Annotated in this window: 23 protein-coding genes; 14 read left to right on the forward strand and 9 right to left on the reverse strand. The window is 63.3% G+C overall.

Annotation, left to right across the window (positions count from 1 at the left end; all coding sequences use genetic code 11):
• Positions 1 to 20 precede the first annotated feature (20 nt).
• Positions 21 to 608, reverse strand: a complete 588-nt coding sequence (locus tag X751_RS140815) for a TetR/AcrR family transcriptional regulator (protein WP_023745770.1) — start codon at positions 606 to 608, stop codon at positions 21 to 23.
• A gap of 102 nt (positions 609 to 710) precedes the next feature.
• On the opposite strand from X751_RS140815, the gene X751_RS140810 reads away from it, so the two are divergent.
• Complete coding sequence (locus tag X751_RS140810; protein ID WP_023745771.1) at positions 711 to 1,526, forward strand: oxidoreductase; 816 nt, start codon at positions 711 to 713, stop codon at positions 1,524 to 1,526.
• Positions 1,527 to 1,594: 68 nt separating this feature from the next.
• Positions 1,595 to 2,596: an NADP-dependent oxidoreductase gene (locus tag X751_RS140805; RefSeq protein ID WP_023745772.1), complete on the forward strand. Its 1,002-nt coding sequence runs from the start codon at positions 1,595 to 1,597 to the stop codon at positions 2,594 to 2,596.
• Between the two features lie 97 nt (positions 2,597 to 2,693).
• Here X751_RS140805 and X751_RS140800 read toward each other — a convergent pair whose 3' ends face one another.
• Entirely contained in the window at positions 2,694 to 3,611 is a 918-nt protein-coding gene (locus X751_RS140800; RefSeq protein WP_023693656.1) for a polyprenyl synthetase family protein, read from the reverse strand.
• A 132-nt stretch (positions 3,612 to 3,743) separates the two neighbouring features.
• On the opposite strand from X751_RS140800, the gene X751_RS140795 reads away from it, so the two are divergent.
• From X751_RS140795 to X751_RS140780, 4 genes are all read left to right on the forward strand, one after another.
• Positions 3,744 to 4,451, forward strand: a complete 708-nt coding sequence (locus tag X751_RS140795) for a transglycosylase domain-containing protein (RefSeq protein WP_050587122.1) — start codon at positions 3,744 to 3,746, stop codon at positions 4,449 to 4,451.
• Positions 4,452 to 4,604: 153 nt separating this feature from the next.
• Positions 4,605 to 4,787 carry a 50S ribosomal protein L32 gene (rpmF, locus tag X751_RS140790; RefSeq protein ID WP_008834724.1) on the forward strand — a complete coding sequence of 61 codons (183 nt, stop codon included), beginning with the start codon at positions 4,605 to 4,607 and terminating at the stop codon, positions 4,785 to 4,787.
• Positions 4,788 to 4,985: 198 nt separating this feature from the next.
• Positions 4,986 to 5,933 carry an agmatinase gene (locus X751_RS140785; protein WP_023745773.1) on the forward strand — a complete coding sequence of 316 codons (948 nt, stop codon included), beginning with the start codon at positions 4,986 to 4,988 and terminating at the stop codon, positions 5,931 to 5,933.
• A gap of 193 nt (positions 5,934 to 6,126) precedes the next feature.
• Complete coding sequence (locus tag X751_RS140780; RefSeq protein ID WP_023670154.1) at positions 6,127 to 6,528, forward strand: hypothetical protein; 402 nt, start codon at positions 6,127 to 6,129, stop codon at positions 6,526 to 6,528.
• A 122-nt stretch (positions 6,529 to 6,650) separates the two neighbouring features.
• Here the strand turns inward: X751_RS140780 and X751_RS140775 are convergent, their stop codons facing one another.
• The 3 genes from X751_RS140775 to X751_RS140765 form a co-directional block, all read right to left on the reverse strand.
• Positions 6,651 to 7,082, reverse strand: a complete 432-nt coding sequence (locus X751_RS140775) for a heme-binding protein (protein ID WP_023690074.1) — start codon at positions 7,080 to 7,082, stop codon at positions 6,651 to 6,653.
• Positions 7,083 to 7,257: 175 nt separating this feature from the next.
• Positions 7,258 to 7,491 (reverse strand): hypothetical protein, encoded by a 234-nt coding sequence (locus X751_RS140770; RefSeq protein WP_023684002.1) that lies wholly within the window; start codon positions 7,489 to 7,491, stop codon positions 7,258 to 7,260.
• Between the two features lie 79 nt (positions 7,492 to 7,570).
• The gene (locus X751_RS140765; RefSeq protein ID WP_023684001.1) at positions 7,571 to 8,098 is read right to left on the reverse strand and encodes a helix-turn-helix domain-containing protein; all 528 of its coding nucleotides are present in this window, start codon (positions 8,096 to 8,098) and stop codon (positions 7,571 to 7,573) included.
• 115 nt (positions 8,099 to 8,213) lie between these two features.
• Between X751_RS140765 and X751_RS140760 the strand changes: the two genes are divergently transcribed.
• From X751_RS140760 to X751_RS140745, 5 genes are all read left to right on the forward strand, one after another.
• A complete protein-coding gene (locus X751_RS140760; protein ID WP_023727309.1) occupies positions 8,214 to 9,047 on the forward strand; it encodes an alpha/beta hydrolase in 834 nt (277 codons plus the stop codon).
• 116 nt (positions 9,048 to 9,163) lie between these two features.
• Entirely contained in the window at positions 9,164 to 9,820 is a 657-nt protein-coding gene (locus tag X751_RS140755) for a glutathione S-transferase family protein (RefSeq protein ID WP_023683999.1), read from the forward strand.
• A 5-nt stretch (positions 9,821 to 9,825) separates the two neighbouring features.
• Positions 9,826 to 10,152, forward strand: a complete 327-nt coding sequence (locus X751_RS0133995) for a metalloregulator ArsR/SmtB family transcription factor (RefSeq protein ID WP_023699361.1) — start codon at positions 9,826 to 9,828, stop codon at positions 10,150 to 10,152.
• Between the two features lie 23 nt (positions 10,153 to 10,175).
• Positions 10,176 to 10,550 carry a nuclear transport factor 2 family protein gene (locus X751_RS140750; protein ID WP_032893136.1) on the forward strand — a complete coding sequence of 125 codons (375 nt, stop codon included), beginning with the start codon at positions 10,176 to 10,178 and terminating at the stop codon, positions 10,548 to 10,550.
• A gap of 16 nt (positions 10,551 to 10,566) precedes the next feature.
• On the forward strand, positions 10,567 to 11,106 hold the full coding sequence (locus tag X751_RS140745) for an SRPBCC family protein (protein ID WP_023727308.1): 540 nt from the start codon (positions 10,567 to 10,569) through the stop codon (positions 11,104 to 11,106).
• On the opposite strand, the gene X751_RS140740 is transcribed toward X751_RS140745, so the two are convergent.
• The 3 genes from X751_RS140740 to X751_RS140730 all read right to left on the reverse strand — a co-directional run bounded on the left by X751_RS140740 (position 11,072) and on the right by X751_RS140730 (position 12,897).
• Positions 11,072 to 11,335, reverse strand: a complete 264-nt coding sequence (locus X751_RS140740) for a metalloregulator ArsR/SmtB family transcription factor (RefSeq protein ID WP_023670147.1) — start codon at positions 11,333 to 11,335, stop codon at positions 11,072 to 11,074. The two genes, X751_RS140745 and X751_RS140740, sit on opposite strands and share 35 nt — an antisense overlap.
• A 32-nt stretch (positions 11,336 to 11,367) precedes the next feature.
• Positions 11,368 to 12,606 (reverse strand): MFS transporter, encoded by a 1,239-nt coding sequence (locus X751_RS140735; RefSeq protein ID WP_023670146.1) that lies wholly within the window; start codon positions 12,604 to 12,606, stop codon positions 11,368 to 11,370.
• A 96-nt stretch (positions 12,607 to 12,702) separates the two neighbouring features.
• Positions 12,703 to 12,897, reverse strand: a complete 195-nt coding sequence (locus tag X751_RS140730; RefSeq protein WP_023670145.1) for a DUF1192 domain-containing protein — start codon at positions 12,895 to 12,897, stop codon at positions 12,703 to 12,705.
• Between the two features lie 146 nt (positions 12,898 to 13,043).
• On the opposite strand from X751_RS140730, the gene X751_RS140725 reads away from it, so the two are divergent.
• From X751_RS140725 to X751_RS140720, 3 genes are all read left to right on the forward strand, one after another.
• The gene (locus X751_RS140725; protein ID WP_032893124.1) at positions 13,044 to 14,054 is read left to right on the forward strand and encodes an NAD(P)H-quinone oxidoreductase; all 1,011 of its coding nucleotides are present in this window, start codon (positions 13,044 to 13,046) and stop codon (positions 14,052 to 14,054) included.
• A 325-nt stretch (positions 14,055 to 14,379) separates the two neighbouring features.
• A complete protein-coding gene (locus X751_RS1000000166025; RefSeq protein WP_023670143.1) occupies positions 14,380 to 14,520 on the forward strand; it encodes a DUF1127 domain-containing protein in 141 nt (46 codons plus the stop codon).
• 326 nt (positions 14,521 to 14,846) lie between these two features.
• Positions 14,847 to 15,539 carry a DUF1013 domain-containing protein gene (locus X751_RS140720; protein WP_023670142.1) on the forward strand — a complete coding sequence of 231 codons (693 nt, stop codon included), beginning with the start codon at positions 14,847 to 14,849 and terminating at the stop codon, positions 15,537 to 15,539.
• A 63-nt stretch (positions 15,540 to 15,602) separates the two neighbouring features.
• On the opposite strand, the gene X751_RS140715 is transcribed toward X751_RS140720, so the two are convergent.
• Positions 15,603 to 16,322 (reverse strand): YafY family protein, encoded by a 720-nt coding sequence (locus X751_RS140715; RefSeq protein WP_023683994.1) that lies wholly within the window; start codon positions 16,320 to 16,322, stop codon positions 15,603 to 15,605.
• Positions 16,323 to 16,444: the final 122 nt, after the last annotated feature.

Consider the following 16,444-nt stretch of genomic DNA (forward strand, 5'->3'; position numbering starts at 1 on the left):
TTGCTGCTGCCGCTCTATCTCTAAATGGATGCCTTCTCGCCCTCACGTGGCTGGATCAGGCTGCGCGCGGCATCTGCTCCTGCCGCAAGGAAGCGATCCGACAATTCGGTCCCTGCCACCGCGCGGGCCAGCTGAAGCGTGCCTATGAGGGTCGCAAAAACGCCCAGGGCGGCGGCTTCCGGGTCCTTGGTCTGCGGAAGTACTGCAGACAACTGGCGCACCAGAACCAGCAAGCGTTCGGTATAGACTTGGCGCGTTTCGGGCGGCTGACGCGCGAGTTCCGGCAACAGGGCGGCCGACGCGCAGCCGGCTCCCGGATTGTCCCGGTGCTCAGCTGACAGATACACCGCTATGCCCATCTCCGGGCCACCGGCGGTCAATACCTCCTGCAGTTGCTGCGACTGGCTCTCCAGTGCCGCTACCAGGCTTTCACGCACAAGCTCCGCCTTGGACTGGAAATGCGGATAGAAGGCTCCGTTCGTCAGCCCGGCGTCGCCCATAATGGCTGCCAGTCCGGACGCGGCGATGCCGTCACCGCGAAAACGCTGGGCTGCGACCTCGACGATGCGATCGCGGGAGGCGTCCTTTCGGCCCTTTTCGTAGCGCATGGCGCTCCTCCTTTCTGCTATTGCATTATAGGTGTAATGTGATATTACGATCATAATTCAATCAACGGCAAAAAGCTAGCCCTCATGTCTGTGGAGTATCAAATGAGTACCCTTTCGGGAAGAACCGCAGTCGTGACCGGAGCCTCTTCGGGCATCGGCCGCGCCAGTGCCGAGGCCTTGGCGCGGGCGGGGTATACCGTCTTCGGGACAAGCCGCAGCAAGGCCGGCAACGGCCCGGCGCAGGTGTCCATGCTGACCTGCGACGTGACCGACGGGGAGTCGGTCAGCGCCCTCGTTGCAACCGTGCTGGCCCAGACCGGTCGTATCGATCTGCTGGTGAACAATGCCGGTGTCGGCCTGCTTGGCGGTGCCGAGGAATCTTCGGTCGCACAGGTGCAGGCTCTGTTCGACGTCAATCTGTTCGGCGTCATGCGCATGACCAATGCGGTGTTGCCGTCGATGCGGCGCCGCGGCCAAGGGCGCATCGTCAACATCGGCTCGATTCTGGGATTGGTGCCCGCGCCATACTCAGCGCACTACTCGGCGGTCAAGCACGCGCTGGAGGGCTATTCGGAATCGCTCGATCATGAGGTTCGCGCCTTCAACATTCGCGTCTCGGTCATCGAGCCGGCATTCGTGCGCACCGTCTTCGACCAGAACGGCATCGAGCCGGATTCCCTGTTGAAGGAGTACGATCAAGCGCGCGCCGGGCTCAAGGCGCTGCTTGCCGATGTGATGCCCAAAGCCGATCGGCCGGAAGTGGTGGCGGATGTGGTCGTCAAGGCAGCGACCGACGCCCGTCCGCGACGGCGCTATACCGCAGGGAAGGCAGCGCGCCAGGTCGGCCTGCTGCGCCGCTTCGCCCCCGCGGGGATGTTCGACAAGACCTTGCGCAAGCAGTTCCGCTTGCCGGTCTGAACAACGGTGGGACGGAGAATTTCACGCACAGACAGCAGGCCAACAGACACTCTCAGAAAGTCACTGCCATGAAGGCATTCGTTGTCGACAAATATAGCAAGAAAGGCATTTTGCGGCTGGCCGAGATGCCGGAGCCGGAGCTGCTGGACAATGACGTCCTGGTCGAGGTCCATGCCGCCGGGGTGAACCTGCTGGATTCCAAAATCAGGACCGGCGAATTCAAACTCGTCCTTCCCTATCGCCGGCCCTTCATCCTCGGTCACGACGTTGCCGGGAGGGTTGTCAGGGTGGGCTCGAAAGTCCGCAAATTCAAACCCGGCGACGCCGTCTATGCGCGGCCGCGCGACGGCCGGATCGGGACATTCGCCGAATTCATCGCAATCGATGAAGCCGACGTGGCGCTGAAGCCGGCGAACCTCAGCATGGAAGAGGCGGCCTCGATCCCGCTGGTCGGTCTGACCGCCTGGCAGGCTCTCATCGAGAGGGCGGGTCTGAAGACAGGCCAGAAGATCTTCATCCAGGCTGGCTCCGGCGGCGTGGGGACATTCGCCATCCAGTTGGCAAAGCACCTCGGCGCGATCGTTGCGACAACAGCGGGCGCGGCAAGCAACGATCTGGTCAGGGATCTCGGCGCCGATGTCGTCGTCGACTACAGGAAGGACGACTTCGAGAAAATCCTGTCGGGCTACGACGTCGTCCTGAACAGCCAGGACGCCAAGACGCTTGAGAAATCCCTGACTGTGCTGAAACCGGGTGGGAAGCTCATCTCGATTTCCGGTCCTCCGGATCCCGAATTTGCCAGGAAACAGGGACTGAACGTGGTGCTAAGGCTGCTGCTGCGGCTGCTGAGCCGTGGTATCAGGACCAAAGCCAAGCGCCGGGGCGTGGGATTTTCGTTCCTGTTCATGTCGGCGCAAGGTGAGCAACTGAGCAAAATCACGTCCCTCATCGAAGATGGGGCGATTCGCCCGGTCGTCGACAGGGTCTTTCCTTTTGAAGCGACCAATGAGGCGCTGGCTTACGTCGAAACAGGACGCGCCAAGGGCAAGGTCGTCGTCAAGGTCAGATAGCGCGCCCAGTTGCTTTGGGGCATTTGAGAGACACCAAAGCAAGGCAGCGCAAGGCCGACAAATTCCGAAAACGGTTCGGCATCCGATCGCCCAAACCTCAGTTGTTGCGGATTGCAACGAAGCTTGCCGCTGCCTTCAGCAAGGCTGCCTGTCCGCCGTAAGGCTCGAGCAATTCATGGGCCTGCTTGACCAGCCCATGGAGCTGGCTGCGCGCCCAGTTCGCGCCATGCAGCGCCACCAGCGTCGCCTTGCCGGCGGCTGCGTCCTTGCCGGTCGCCTTGCCCATCTGGCTGGCATCGGCGGTCAGGTCGAGCAGGTCGTCGGCAAGCTGGAAGGCAAGCCCGACCGCCGAGCCGAATTCGGCCAGCCGGTCGCGGTCCTGCGGTGCGGCGCCGGCAATGATCGCGCCGGCTTCGCAGGCGAAGCGGATCAGCGCGCCGGTTTTCATCGCCTGCAGCCGGATAATGCCGGCTTCGTCCGGCCTGTTGCGCTCGGCTTCGAGGTCGAGCGTCTGCCCGCCAACCATGCCCCCGGTGCCAGCCGCGCGCGCCAGCGCCAGCACCAGCGCCGCCCTGCGCTCCGCCGGCAGCGCCGTCGCCTCATCGGCGAGGACATCGAAGGCAAGCGTCAGAAGCGCATCGCCGGCAAGTATGGCGGTAGCTTCATCGAAGGCCTTGTGCACGGTCGGCTGGCCGCGGCGCAGATCGTCGTCGTCCATGGCAGGCAGATCGTCATGGATCAGCGAATAGCAATGCACGCATTCGAGCGCCGCCGCCACGCGCATCGCCGCCTCGCCATCGGCGCCAAAAAGGGCGGCACTTTCCATGACCAGGAAGGGGCGCAGCCGCTTGCCGCCGTTCAGCACGCCATGGCGCATGGCCGCCATCAGACGCTCCGGTCGGGCGATCTCGCCGGCAAGCGTGCGGCCGTCGAGCAGCAGCCTGAGCCCGGCCTCGATCGCCGCCGCCCGCCCCAGAAGTGCGGCCTCAAAGGCCAATTGCTCGTCTTTCGTCATGGCCGGGAGCGGTAGCCGACACTCAGACGTTGCGCAAGAAGCCTCGCGCCATTATGCCGGAGGCGGGAGAGTGGCGCGGGTGGGGGCGGCTTGACGGAACCGATCGTCGATCATGAAACCGAAGGGTTTGAGATGGCGCGACCAAGGCGCGTGAACCGCGCCGGTCTGAAGCGCCTGGCACGGCGCGGCCTGGTCGTCGCCGTCGTGCTGGCGGCGATACCCATTGTGCTGACCTTCCTCTATCTGCCGTCCTTCGTGCATCCGATATCGACCTTGATGGTCAAAGACCTCGCGACCTTCTCCGGTTACGACCGGCGCTGGGTGTCGATCGACGATGTGTCCCCGGTGCTGGCCAATTCGGTGATCATGTCGGAGGACGGGCAATTCTGCTTCCATCGCGGCATCGATCTCGGCGAATTGCGCGGCGTCGTCGACGATGCGCTGGCCGGCGAGGCGACGCGCGGCGCCTCGACCATCACCATGCAGACGGTGAAGAACCTTTTCCTGTGGTCGCGGCCGCTGGGCTCGGTGCGCAAGGTGGTCGAACTGCCGCTGGCCGTCTATTTCGACGCGGTGATGTCGAAACGGCGGATCATGGAGATCTACCTCAACATCGCCGAATGGGGGCCGGGCATTTACGGCATCGAGGCGGCGGCGCAGCACCATTTCGGCGTTTCGGCCAAACAGCTGTCGCGGCGGCAGGCGGCATTGCTGGCCGTCTCGCTGCCCAATCCGATCGCCCGCAATCCGGCCAAGCCCGGTCCGGGTCTGCGGCGGCTGGCGTCGCTGATCGAACGCCGCGCCGGCCGTTCGGGCGCGTATGTCGGTTGTCTTGATTAGGTAGAACCGCTGCCAGTTCAAAAAAAATCGCCACGGTGCTGGCCAAAACGGCGCAGGGCGTGTATAGGCACCCGACTTTCTCAGATTATGGCCCTGACGCGGCCCTTTCACGAGGGCTATCGGGGCATTTTGACCATGTAGTGGAGCATATCCATGGCCGTTCCGAAACGAAAAACCTCTCCGTCCAAGCGCGGCATGCGCCGCTCGGCCGACGCTCTCAAGGCCCCGACCTATGTCGAGGACAAGAATTCCGGCGAAATGCGCCGCCCGCACCATATCGACCTGAAGACCGGCATGTATCGCGGTCGCCAGGTGCTGACGCCCAAGGAAAGCTGAGACCAGCTTTCGAAGGGTTTGAATGCCAAAAGAACCGGCCATTGGCCGGTTTTTTTTGCGTTTGGTGCGCCGCGCCGCCAACTATGCCAAAGACCGGGCGTCCGTGGCGATACAAGCTGCGGCGGCGGTGCTGTATTGAGTCCGCATGCCTTGTCGCGGCGCTTCCGCGCGATGATCGACCGGCTTCAGAGGGACCGCATGACCAAGCTCACCACAGCACCCCGCGATGTCTTCCAGACCTTCATGAACTTCCCGCTGGTCGAGGACCTCGATGCGCTGAAGGCGGATGTCGCCATCATCGGCATGCCTTACGGCAGTCCCTACACGATGGACGAGCTGGTCAACGACCAGACCAACGCGCCGACCGCGGTGCGGCGCGCCTCGCAGCGCATCAGCCTCGGGCTCGACCGCTATGATTTCGACATTGGCGGAACCCTGTTCGACGGGCAGGACGTCAAGGTGGTCGATGTCGGCGATGTTCCCGGCGATGCCGCCGGCGGCCACTACAGGTTGGCCGAAACGGCGATCCGCAAGATCCGCGTCGCCGGCGCCTTGCCGATCACCATTGGCGGCGATCACGGCATTCCAATCCCGATCCTGCGGGCGCTTGACGACGAAGGGCCGATCACCCTGGTTCAGATCGATGCCCATCTCGACTGGCGCGACAATGTCAACGGGGTCAGGGAAGGCTATTCCAGCCCCATCCGCCGCGCTTCGGAGATGGCGCATATAGCCGGGATTTTCCAGCTCGGCATCCGCGGCCAGGGCAGCGCCCGGCTCGAGGAGGTCGAGGCGGCCCGCGCCTACGGCTCCAACATCGTCACCGCCAATGAATGGCAGGATATCGGTACGGCGGCGCTGCTCAAGCGCATCCCGGACCGTGGCCGCTATTACCTGACCATCGATGCCGACGGTCTCGATCCCGCTGTCATGCCGGCGGTCGAAGGGCCGGCGCCTGGCGGCATCAGCTACCGGCAGACGATCGAACTGATCAAGGGCCTGTTCGCCAAGGGACGTGTCGTCGGCATCGACATCGTCGAGATCGCGCCGGCGCGCGACGTCAACGAGATCACCTCGATGACCGCCGGCCTTTTCATCCTCAACGCTATCGGCGCCGCCGTGCGGACAGGCCAGTTCAAGCGCTGAATCCCGGCGTGTCGGTGGTCAGCCGGGGCAACTGTGGCTGACAGGGTTGTTTCGCGCGGTCTTTTTCCGTGTTTGCGGGCGCTAGCGAAAAATCTTGACGGCGTGCCTGCGGGGCATTCTACAGAAGGTGCCCCCATTGTTTAGGCAATTCCTTGGGAAACCGCTTTCCTGGAATTGCTAGAGGAGACGCCTGATGTTCGGTGCCATCCCGCTGCTGATCGTGCCCTTCGTGGCCTACAATCTCGGACTCCTCGGAATATTCGGCAGCGGCGACGATCCGTGGGCGACCGAGATCTTCTCGTTCAGCATGATGTCGGGCGGAGTGTTTTCGATGACGCTCGGCGACTTGATGGTCGTGATCGGGCTGATCTTCCTGTTCCTCGAAATGGTGAAGTCGGTGCGCACCACGAACGCTTCGATCATGGACCATCTGTTGTCGACGCTGGTCTTCGTGGCGTTCCTGGTCGAGTTCCTGCTGGTGAAGGGCGCGGCGCACTCCGTCTTCTTCACGCTGATGGTGATCGCCCTGTTCGATGTGCTGGCCGGGTTTTCGGTGTCGATGCGGTCGGCGAGTAGAGACATAAATTTGAACTAGCCGCCTTCGTTGGATGGTCGCATCCGTTCGCGATTGGCGTGGCTGCTCTTTCTGGTCGTCATCCCAGGGTCTTCGCGACGGAGTTTCGCTCCTGCTTCGCCCTGGGATGACGAAGCTCCCCCTCAGCCCGGATCGGCGGTGAAGCCCGCCGCTTCGATGCCGGCGATGGCGGCGGCCTCGTCATTGTCCGACGTATCGCCCGAAATTCCGACGGCGCCGATGACGGCGCCTGCCTTGTCGCGGATCAACACGCCGCCGACGACCGGCAATACGCGTCCACCCGAAACGTCCGAAATGCCGGCGACGAGATGCGGCCGCTCCTTGGCGAAAGCCTCGACACGGCGCGAGCCCATGCCGATGGCCAGCGCCCCATAGGCCTTGCCGGCCGACATTTGCGGGCGCAGGAACGAGGCGCCGTCCTGACGCTGGAAGGCGACGAGATGCGCGCCGGCATCCAGCACGGAAACGCCGAGCGGCTTGAGCTTCAGCTCGGCGCCCTTGGCGAAGGCGGCGTCGATGATGTGCTTGGCTTTTTCGAGGGTCAGTGCGGTCATGGCTGTCTCCTGATCAAAACGCGTCAATCATCGCCTGACATGCGGGATGCGAAATCCCGGTTGCGGTTGAAATTGCTTCGCGTGGGAAAGCGGAAATGGCGGGCATTGCTGATCGTGGCACATGGCCGATACGATCCGCCGGCATCCAGATCGGGCGTCGATGAAGAAGGCCGCGCTATTTTTTCTTGGCTCGGGGCGCTTTCTTGACCGGAACGGCAGGGGCGTTGGCGAGGTCTTCCGCTTCCTTGGCAAGGCGCAATGCCCGGAGCTTGTTGGTCTTGGCCTGGCGGGCGTCGGCCTCGGCGACATACTCCGCCATCGCCTTTTGCCGCACCGTGGCTGCCTCTTCCTGCTTCTTGAAACGCATATCTGCCCTGGCGCGGGCAGTATCCTTAGAGTTCTCGACCAAGAGCGTTATCCAATCCCGTAAATTATGTTTTTCAGCCCCTTGATAGCAGAGCCGGCCTGATAATGGGGAAATAAGTTGGTCAAGCGGCCGGGGCCTCGATGCCGCTCGACGCCTTGCGGGCTACCACCGCCTCATATCCGGCCTGCAATGTAGCGCGGACGGAAGGCTGCGCGGGTGTGGCGACAGGCGTGCCCAGATGGTCGTGGCGCAACTCGTCCATGAACTGCTCCCACATTGGCGGCCCGCCTTTCTCCAGCAGCTCGGCGCGGATCGAAAGCTCCTCGCTCACCGGCAGCCAGACGCGGCCCCAAGCGCCGAGATGCGCCATGATCGGCACCAGCGTGATGGCCATCTCGGTCAGGCTGTAGATCGCCTTCTGCTTGTGCGAGGGGTCGTCGGCCTTGGTCAGCATGCCGAGTTCCATCAGCCGCTTCATCCGGTCGGCCAGGATATTGGAAGCGATGCCCTCGATCGAGCCGTTGAGCAGTTCGCGAAAGTGGCGTTTGCCGCCAAAAATCATGTCGCGCAGGATGATCAGGCTCCAGCGATCGCCGAACACTTCCAGCGACAGATTGATAGGGCATCCCGAGCGGTGTTCGGTTTTCATCCGACTCTCCTCAAAAAACCGGTTGCATTATCGTATCAGTTTTATTATCGTGCAACCGATTGCAAAATGCAACCAGTTTGATTGGCCTTTGATTGGCCGATAGGAGGAGAGTCCCATGACAAGGGCCGCAGCACCCGAAATCGTCTCCCAGACGTTTGGCGATCCCGGAGATCCAGCCATTCTGCTGATCATGGGCGCCATGGCCTCGATGCTCTGGTGGCCGGAGGCGCTCTGCAAAAAGCTCGCCGGCGAAGGCCACTTCGTGATCCGCTACGACAATCGTGACACCGGCCTGTCGACCAAATATACGCCGGGCGAGCCGCCGTATACGTTCGACGACATGGCGGACGATGCGGTGCGCGTCCTCGACAGTTGCGGCATCGGCAAGGCGCATGTGATCGGGATGTCGATGGGCGGCATGATCGCGCAACGACTGGTGTTGAAACATCCCTTGCGTGTCATCTCGCTGACCGTAATCAGCAGTTCGCCGGTGGGGATCGACACATCGCAGCTGCCGGGAACGACCGAAGCCTATATGGAGCACTCGGCCGATGGCGCCAGAGTCGACTGGTCGAACCGCGACCAGGTGGTCGGCTTCGTCGTCAAGGATGCGCGTGCGATCGCCAGCACCGCGCATCCCTTCGACGAGAAGGCGATGCGGGCGTTCGTCGAACGGGACTACGACCGATCCGGCGGCTTCCTGAGCGCGACCAACCATTTCATGCTGAAGAGCTGCGAGGATCTGAAAGGACGCCTGCGCGAGATCAAGGTTCCGCTGCTCGTCATTCACGGGACATCGGATCCGATCTTTCCGGTCGAGCATGGCGCAGCCCTTGCCGACGCTGTTGCCGGCGGGCGGCTTGTCCGCGTCGAAGGCGGTGGCCACGAACTGCATCCCGACGACTGGGGCACGATCGTTGCCGCCATCGTCACGCATACCAAACCCTGAAGGCAGTCTGGAACCTTGACACATTCGCCTCACGGAAATAGTTAAGTAATTGCTTCAGTGTCGGCGCAGGCTGGCACCGCTCCAGCATCGGCGAACCACAAACAGACGAGCAAAAAATGTCCCTGACCTTCCATTTCCATCCGCTGGCATCGTTCTGCTGGAAACCGCTGATTGCGTTCTACGAGAACGACACGCCCTTCACGCCGGTTATCGTCGACCTCGGCGACGAGCAGTCGCGGGCAGCATTCCTGAAGGTGTCGCCGACCGGCAAGATGCCGGCGCTGCGTGACGATGCACGCAATCGCACGGTGCTGGAATCGACCATCGTCATCGAATATCTGGCCGCGCATTATCCCGGGCCGGTCGAGCTCATCCCGGCCGAGGCCGACCTTGCTCTCCAGGTCCGCCAGGCCGACCGTTTCTACGATTTCTACGTGCAGGCTCCGATGCAGAAGATCGTCGGCGACAGGTTGCGCCCGCAGGACAAGACCGATCCGTTCGGGGTCGAGGAAGCGCGCGCGCAACTGCGCAACGCCTATGCGATCATCGAGGAGGAGATGCGTTCGAAAATCTGGGCGGCCGGCCCCACCTTCACCATGGCCGACTGCGCGGCCTCGCCGGCGCTGTTCTACGCCAACAAGGTCGAGCCGTTCGGCGACAGCTATCCGGCCGTGAAACACTACCACGACCGCCTGCTCAAGCGGCCGTCCTTCGCCCGGGTGGTCGAGGAGGCGCAGCCCTACTTCAAGTTCTTTCCCTACAATAACGGCTGATCGCGATGCTGCACGATCCCGCCCAGCTCGACCTGATGTTCCAGGCGCTCGCAGACCCGGCCAGGCGCAGCATGGTCGAACGGCTGTCGCGTGGGCCGGCCTCGGTCAGCCAGTTGGCCGAACCGCTGGCGATGTCGCTGTCGGCCGTCGTCCAGCATCTCAACGTGCTCGAAGCAAGCGGGCTGGTGCGCTCGGAAAAGCTCGGCCGCGTGCGCACCTGCCAGATCGCGCCGCAGGCGCTGCGCAGCGCAGAACACTGGATCAACGAACGGCGGCTGACATGGGAGCGTCGGCTCGACCGGCTCGGCGATTTTCTCGCCGGGACCGAATGACCTGAAGCAGAGGAGAAATGACCATGCCCGGCAAAAGCAGAGCGGAGTTGATCCGCGGCTATTTTTCCGCCTACCAGGCGAATAACAAGGCTGCCGTCGCGGCGGTGCTCGCCGACGATTTCACCTTCACCAGCCCCTATGACGACGCCATCGACCGTGCGACCTATTTCGAGCGCTGCTGGCCGGACAGCCCGGCCTTCAGCTCGATCGTCATCGAGCGGATATGCGAGGACGAGGACGCCGCCTTTGTCCTCTATCGCTGCGAGACGGCGGACGGAAAGACCTTCCGCAACACCGAACTGCATCTGTTCCATGGCGACAGGTTGCGCGCCGTCGAAGTCTATTTCGGCGCGTCCTATCGCGACGGCGTCTTCGTCGCGCAGAAACCATCAAGCTGACCAAGAGGACCCGACCATGGCCGAACGATCCGTCGTCCACTCCACCTTCGTCCTCGAGCGCCTCTATCCAGTTGCGCCGGCGAAAGTCTATTTCGCGCTCAGCGATCCGGCCGCCAAGCGGCGCTGGTTCGCCGACCCCGACAACCCGATGACCCACAGGCACGAAATGGATTTTTGCGTCGGCGGCCAGGAGGTCAATGCCGGCGGGCCGAAGGACGGGCCGATCCACACCTATACCGCCACCTATCAGGACATCGTGCCCAACCAGCGCATCGTCTACAGCTACGACATGCTGTTCGGTGATGTCAGAATCTCGGTTTCGCTGGCGACAATTGAGCTTCGCCCGGAAGGCACGGGCACGCGTCTGGTGCTCACCGAGCAGGGCGCGTTTCTCGATGGGCACGACACACCGTCATCGCGCGAGCATGGTACCGGATTCCTGCTCGATGCGCTGGGCAAGGCNTGGGCAAGGCGCTGGCAACGGACACTTGAAAGCCAGGGAGGCGAGCTGGAATCGCGGCCTATGCTTCCCAGAACTGATCAAGCCAAATATTGAGCTTGAGGAAGCCGCCACTGCTGACTGTATAGACCCGCCTCGTGCCCTCGGCCTTGGCCTGAACCAGACCGGCGTCCAGCAACACTTTCAAATGCTGGGACACGGCCGGGCGGGAGACTGGCAGGCCCGAAGCCAGTTCGTTGACGGTTTTCGGGCCACGCCGGAGCTCTTCCAGAAGATAGCGCCGGTTGGGGTCCGCAATCGCCATGAAGGCGTCAGAAAAGATCATGCCTATACTTGTGGGGCAAAGCTTTTCAAATCTCAACCGTCGGCTTCCGCTTTTCTGAGCCGCAGTGCTTCAGGGGTGACCGAGCGATCGGCCGGCTGGGTCTTGAAGGCGTCGCGGTCTTCGATCGGCACCGGCGCGCGGCGGCTGATGCGCAGCAACGTGTAGGCGGCGAGGCTGAGATGCGCCAGCGCGGTGGCCAGGAACAGGCCTTCGGGGCGGAGCCAACCCATCAGGGCGGCAGCCAGCAGGGGCCCGATCATGGTTCCGAAGCCATACAGAAGCAGCAGGCCGCCCGAGACCTTGACGAAATCCTCCGATCGGGCGTGGTCGTTGGCATGCGCCACGGCGATCGAATAGAGCGTGTAGGCAAAGGCGCCGTAGGCGGCGGCGAAGACAATGACGAGGACGGCGGAACGCGGTTCGAACAGGAAGATCAGGATGGCGAACAGTGCGGCGCCGAAAGCCGCGCCCGCCAGCACGAAACGGCGGTCGGTCTTGTCGGAGAGGCGTCCGGCCGGAAGCTGCATGGCCGCGCCGGCAATAACGACAAGGCTCATCATCAGTGCGATCTGGGCGGTGGAGATGCCGATACGGGCGCCGTAGACGGCGCCAAGCGTGCCCCAGGCGCCATTGGCGATGCCGACCAACAGGCAGGCGATCGCCGACACCGGCGAGTTGGCGTAGAGACCTTTGACGTCGAGCTTGACGTCCTGCAAAGGCTTGGGAGACGAAGCCGACGACACCGCGGTCGGGATCAGCGACAAGCAGAACAATATGCCGGTGATCATGAACAGCGACGCCGATCTGACGTCGCCGCCCGCAACGATCATCTGGCCGCCCATGATCGAGGCATAGGTGACCATCATGTAGAGGCCGAAGACGGTGCCGCGGTTCTCGTTGGTGGCCTTCTCGTTCAGCCAGCTTTCGATGACCATGAAGGCTCCGGCCATGGTGAAGCCGGTGAAGGCGCGCAGCAGGATCCAGACATATTCGTCGATGATCAGGCCGGTAAGCAGCGCCACGATGGCGCCCGAAGCGGCAAAGGCGCCGAACGCCCGGACGTGGCCGGCGCGGCGCACCAGGCGCGGTGCGAAGAAGCAGCCGGTGACGAAGCCACCGGCCCAGGCCGTGCCCATCAGACCGAGCGATGCGGTCGAAAACCCTTCGATCTGGCCGCGCAACGGCAACAACAGGCCGTGCAATCCCGAAGCTGCAAGCAGGAAAGCGGTGCCGCGAAGCAGCGAGAGGATCGGCCTGTAGCTTGCAAACATTGTTTGATCCGTCTGGAGATTCGGTGGCGGGGTCTGAAGACAGGCGCATTCGGGCTTTTCGGCGGCGGATGCTCAACGCCGAAACTAACGCGAAAACTAGCCGCGGCGAAACAGGGCTTCGGCCGCCGATTTGGTGCTGCCCTTGGTCTGGAGCTCGGCTTCGAGCCGGGCAATCTCCTCGCGCAGGATGCTGATCCGTTCGGTAAGGTCACCGACCGAAAGCAGCGACAGATCCTGTCCGATCTCATGCGGGCGGGCTTTCTTTTTGGGTTCGTCGTCGAAGATCGCCATCGTCGCTCCTCCCTATTCAGTATTGGGCTGATTTGGCCATTTGCCTGATCCGGCAATCAGCATACATAGGGCAGGGGCGCAGATGCAAACAGCCGGCAAGAAGCTGGCAGCCGGCGACAGACCGGCGGACCGAGACGGGAAATTTCATGGCGAGCGGACATAAAATTCCAGCCACGATGACGGCCATCGCAATCTCGCAACCGGGCGGGCCGCGGGTGCTGAAACCGGAAACGCGCGACGTGCCGGTGCCTGGTCCCGGCGAAATCCTGATCCGGGTGCGTGCGGCCGGCGTCAACCGCCCCGACGTGCAGCAGCGCAAGGGCGCCTATCCGGCGCCGCCCGGCGCCTCCGACCTGCCCGGTCTCGAGGCATCGGGCGAAGTGGCCGCCCTTGGCGACGAGATATCGCGCTGGCGCATCGGCGACCGGGTCTGCGCGCTGACGCCGGGGGGCGGTTATGCCGAATATGTCAAGGTTCATGCCGGCAGCGTGCTGCCGCTGCCCGCCGGCTTCACCCACACGGAGGCGGCCGCGGTTCCGGAAAACTATTTCACCGTCTGGCACAATGTGTTCGAGCGCGGCGGCCTGAAAAAGGGTGAGACGCTGCTGGTCCATGGCGGCTCATCGGGCATCGGCACCACGGCGATCCAGCTGGCGTCGGCCTTCGGCGCCTATGTCGTCACCACCGCCGGCAGCAAGGAAAAATGCGACGCCTGCCTGAAGCTCGGCGCCGACCGGGCGATCAACTACCGCGAGGAGGATTTCGTCGCGGCGGTCAAGGATGCGACCGGCGGCAAGGGGGCCGACGTCATTCTCGACATGGTCGGCGGCGACTATATCGCGCGCAACTACGAGGCCGCCGCGGTCGAGGGCAGGATCGTCCAGATCGCCGTCCAGGCCGGCGCGGTGGCGAGCGCCGATTTCTCGAAAATCATGGTCAAGCGGCTGACCCACACCGGCTCGACGCTGCGGCCTCGCACGGTCGAGTTCAAGGCGGCGCTCGCCGCCGCACTGGAAGCACAGGTGTGGCCGCTGCTCGGCACCCGGAAGGTAGCGCCGGTGATGGACATGATCTTCCCGCTGACCGACGCCTGGCGGGCGCATGAGCGCCTGGAAGAGGGCGAGCATATAGGCAAGATCGTTCTCGACGTCGGCTAGATGGGGCGAGATTCAGGTGAGGCCGGCCTGCGAATGGCGGCTCCCTGCGCTTCCGGCCTTCGCCGGCCGAAGCCCTCATGAGGGTTGCGGCAGTTAAGGCTACGGCCGGCGTAGGCCGGTTCTCGGGAGCCGCCATTCTCGGCTCGGCCTGGCCTGAATCTCGCCCCATGCTCCGCGCTCAGCCTGTCGGCAAGATGAACAGAAGCTTAATGCTGCAATGCAGCATTTGCATTGCGGCTATGCAAAGACGTCTGTTCAATTCGTGGGCAGCACTGCCTATCTAAGCGTCATCGAAACGATTTGATCCAACAACTGGAGGACAACCATGAACCCGATCCGCGCTTTCCGTAACTGGCGTATGTACAACGAAACCGTGCGCGAGCTGAACAAGCTCAACGCCCGTCAGCTCAGCGACCTCGGCATCAGCCGCGGCGACATCGAGAGGATTGCCCGCAAGGCCATCTAATTCGAAGCATGGTCGGCCAGTGAGGCCTGACCACGCGGCAGAAGCAAGAGCCGCCGCAGACGGTATCCCGTCGCCGGTTCCGAGCCCGCTGGACCCTGTCCGGCGGGTTTTGTCGTCTTGGACCCCCTGTACAACTCGGCATCAATGATCGCCGGAGCCGAGGTCCTCCTGGCCTCCCCCGCTGTCCGGTGTCCGACGGCTGCGCCCTGCGCCAAAAACATTGCGAAACGGCAGCGGAGCGGTTATACAGGCCGCGAATTTCCCATTTTGGTGGCTCTAAACCACCGCCCGCGCGGGAACGCGGGCGAACGAGAAGGATTTTTGAAATGGCCAATACGCTGCTGATGCCCAAGGCGACCGCCGTCTGGCTGGTCGACAACACCGCGCTTTCCTTCGAGCAGATCGCGCAGTTCTGCGGGTTGCATCCGCTCGAGGTCAAGGCGATCGCCGACGGCGAATCGGCGCAGGGCATCAAGGGCATGGATCCGATCATGACCGGACAGCTGACCCGCGACGAGATCGCGCGCGCCGAGAAGGATCCGAACCAGCGCCTGAAACTGTCCGACCCCAAGGTGCGGGTGCCGGAATCCAAGCGCAAGGGTCCCCGCTACACACCGCTGTCGAAGCGCCAGGACCGGCCCAACGCCATCCTGTGGCTGGTCCGCAACCATCCGGAATTGAAGGACGCGCAGATTTCGCGCCTGGTCGGCACGACCAAGTCGACGATCGAACAGATCCGCGAGCGCAAGCACTGGAATTCGGCCAATCTGCAGCCGATGGACCCGGTGACGCTGGGTCTCGCTTCGCAGATCGACCTCGACATGGAAGTCAACCGCGCCTCGCGCGGCCGCGAGCAGGCGCAGCCTGTCGGCGACACGCTGCTGCCGGCTGCCGTGACCGAGCGCCTGGTGCCGGCGCCGGAGAAGCCGAAGGACGAGGATGCCGAGCTCGACGCAAACGCCGTGTTCGCCAAGCTCTCGGCGCTCAAGTCCAAGAAGGAAGATGCGGACGACGAGTAAGGTTTGCGACAGTTCATCAAAAAAGCCCGCTTCGAGCGGGCTTTTTCATTGATTATCGAAGTCTCAGCTGCGCGCCGCCCGGTCCGGCGTCATGCCATAGTCCTCCGAGCGTTCGACGGCGCGGTAGAAGTCGGCAAGCTGCTTGCCTCGCTCAGGCTTGAAGATGCGGCCGGCGATGACCACCGAGGCGATGCGGTCGATGCGGAAGGCGCGGAAATCGTCGCGCATCTCGCACCAGGCAACCAGCGTCCATACCTTGCCCCAGAACCACAGACCGAGCGGACGGATGTCACGCCCGGTGCCGCGGCCGGCCTCGTCGCGGTAGTCGATGGTCAGCACCTGTCGCTTCTCGACAGCGCGCTCGATCACGTCGATCGCCTCACGCGCGGCGTCGCTCACCACCCACATCGGCGTGTGGATCTCGGTGCGGGCGATGCGGTCCTTCTCGGCGTCGGGCAGGACGGCGCCGATCTTGACCAGCGCCTCGTCGGCCGCACGCGCCATGGCCGCGCCGCCAAAGGCCCGCACCATGCGGGCTCCGGCGACCAGCGCGACGATTTCGTCACGCGTGAACATCAGCGGCGGAAGGTCGAAACCCTCCCTCATCATGTAGCCGACGCCGGCCTCGCCGTCGATCGGCACTCCGGTCGACTGCAAATCGGCGATATCGCGGTAGATGGTCCGCTCGGAAACCTCGAGCCATGTGCCGAGCTTCTGGGCGGTGACCAGCCGGCCGCCACGCAGGTGCTGCACGATCTGAAAGAGCCTGTCGGCACGTCGCATCGTATGGTCCCTCGGCTGCTTGTCTATGAATGTCATGGGGCCAAAACCGGTTCCGGGTGACATCCATGTCCTGTTTTATGCTTGTCGTTCTCCCAAAAACCGCTGCGCACTTTTGGGCGACA

It is taken from the genome of Mesorhizobium sp. LNJC394B00 (assembly GCF_000502555.1).
Classification (GTDB): domain Bacteria; phylum Pseudomonadota; class Alphaproteobacteria; order Rhizobiales; family Rhizobiaceae; genus Mesorhizobium.

Coding starts and splice junctions, on each gene's coding strand:
- X751_RS140815 (WP_023745770.1), bottom strand. CDS start 608: ATGCGCTACGAAAAGGGCCGAAAGGACGCCTCCCGCGATCGCATCGTC.
- X751_RS140810 (WP_023745771.1), top strand. CDS start 711: ATGAGTACCCTTTCGGGAAGAACCGCAGTCGTGACCGGAGCCTCTTCG.
- X751_RS140805 (WP_023745772.1), top strand. CDS start 1,595: ATGAAGGCATTCGTTGTCGACAAATATAGCAAGAAAGGCATTTTGCGG.
- X751_RS140800 (WP_023693656.1), bottom strand. CDS start 3,611: ATGACGAAAGACGAGCAATTGGCCTTTGAGGCCGCACTTCTGGGGCGG.
- X751_RS140795 (WP_050587122.1), top strand. CDS start 3,744: ATGGCGCGACCAAGGCGCGTGAACCGCGCCGGTCTGAAGCGCCTGGCA.
- rpmF (WP_008834724.1), top strand. CDS start 4,605: ATGGCCGTTCCGAAACGAAAAACCTCTCCGTCCAAGCGCGGCATGCGC.
- X751_RS140785 (WP_023745773.1), top strand. CDS start 4,986: ATGACCAAGCTCACCACAGCACCCCGCGATGTCTTCCAGACCTTCATG.
- X751_RS140780 (WP_023670154.1), top strand. CDS start 6,127: ATGTTCGGTGCCATCCCGCTGCTGATCGTGCCCTTCGTGGCCTACAAT.
- X751_RS140775 (WP_023690074.1), bottom strand. CDS start 7,082: ATGACCGCACTGACCCTCGAAAAAGCCAAGCACATCATCGACGCCGCC.
- X751_RS140765 (WP_023684001.1), bottom strand. CDS start 8,098: ATGAAAACCGAACACCGCTCGGGATGCCCTATCAATCTGTCGCTGGAA.
- X751_RS140760 (WP_023727309.1), top strand. CDS start 8,214: ATGACAAGGGCCGCAGCACCCGAAATCGTCTCCCAGACGTTTGGCGAT.
- X751_RS140755 (WP_023683999.1), top strand. CDS start 9,164: ATGTCCCTGACCTTCCATTTCCATCCGCTGGCATCGTTCTGCTGGAAA.
- X751_RS0133995 (WP_023699361.1), top strand. CDS start 9,826: ATGCTGCACGATCCCGCCCAGCTCGACCTGATGTTCCAGGCGCTCGCA.
- X751_RS140750 (WP_032893136.1), top strand. CDS start 10,176: ATGCCCGGCAAAAGCAGAGCGGAGTTGATCCGCGGCTATTTTTCCGCC.
- X751_RS140740 (WP_023670147.1), bottom strand. CDS start 11,335: ATGATCTTTTCTGACGCCTTCATGGCGATTGCGGACCCCAACCGGCGC.
- X751_RS140735 (WP_023670146.1), bottom strand. CDS start 12,606: ATGTTTGCAAGCTACAGGCCGATCCTCTCGCTGCTTCGCGGCACCGCT.
- X751_RS140730 (WP_023670145.1), bottom strand. CDS start 12,897: ATGGCGATCTTCGACGACGAACCCAAAAAGAAAGCCCGCCCGCATGAG.
- X751_RS140725 (WP_032893124.1), top strand. CDS start 13,044: ATGGCGAGCGGACATAAAATTCCAGCCACGATGACGGCCATCGCAATC.
- X751_RS1000000166025 (WP_023670143.1), top strand. CDS start 14,380: ATGAACCCGATCCGCGCTTTCCGTAACTGGCGTATGTACAACGAAACC.
- X751_RS140720 (WP_023670142.1), top strand. CDS start 14,847: ATGGCCAATACGCTGCTGATGCCCAAGGCGACCGCCGTCTGGCTGGTC.
- X751_RS140715 (WP_023683994.1), bottom strand. CDS start 16,322: ATGCGACGTGCCGACAGGCTCTTTCAGATCGTGCAGCACCTGCGTGGC.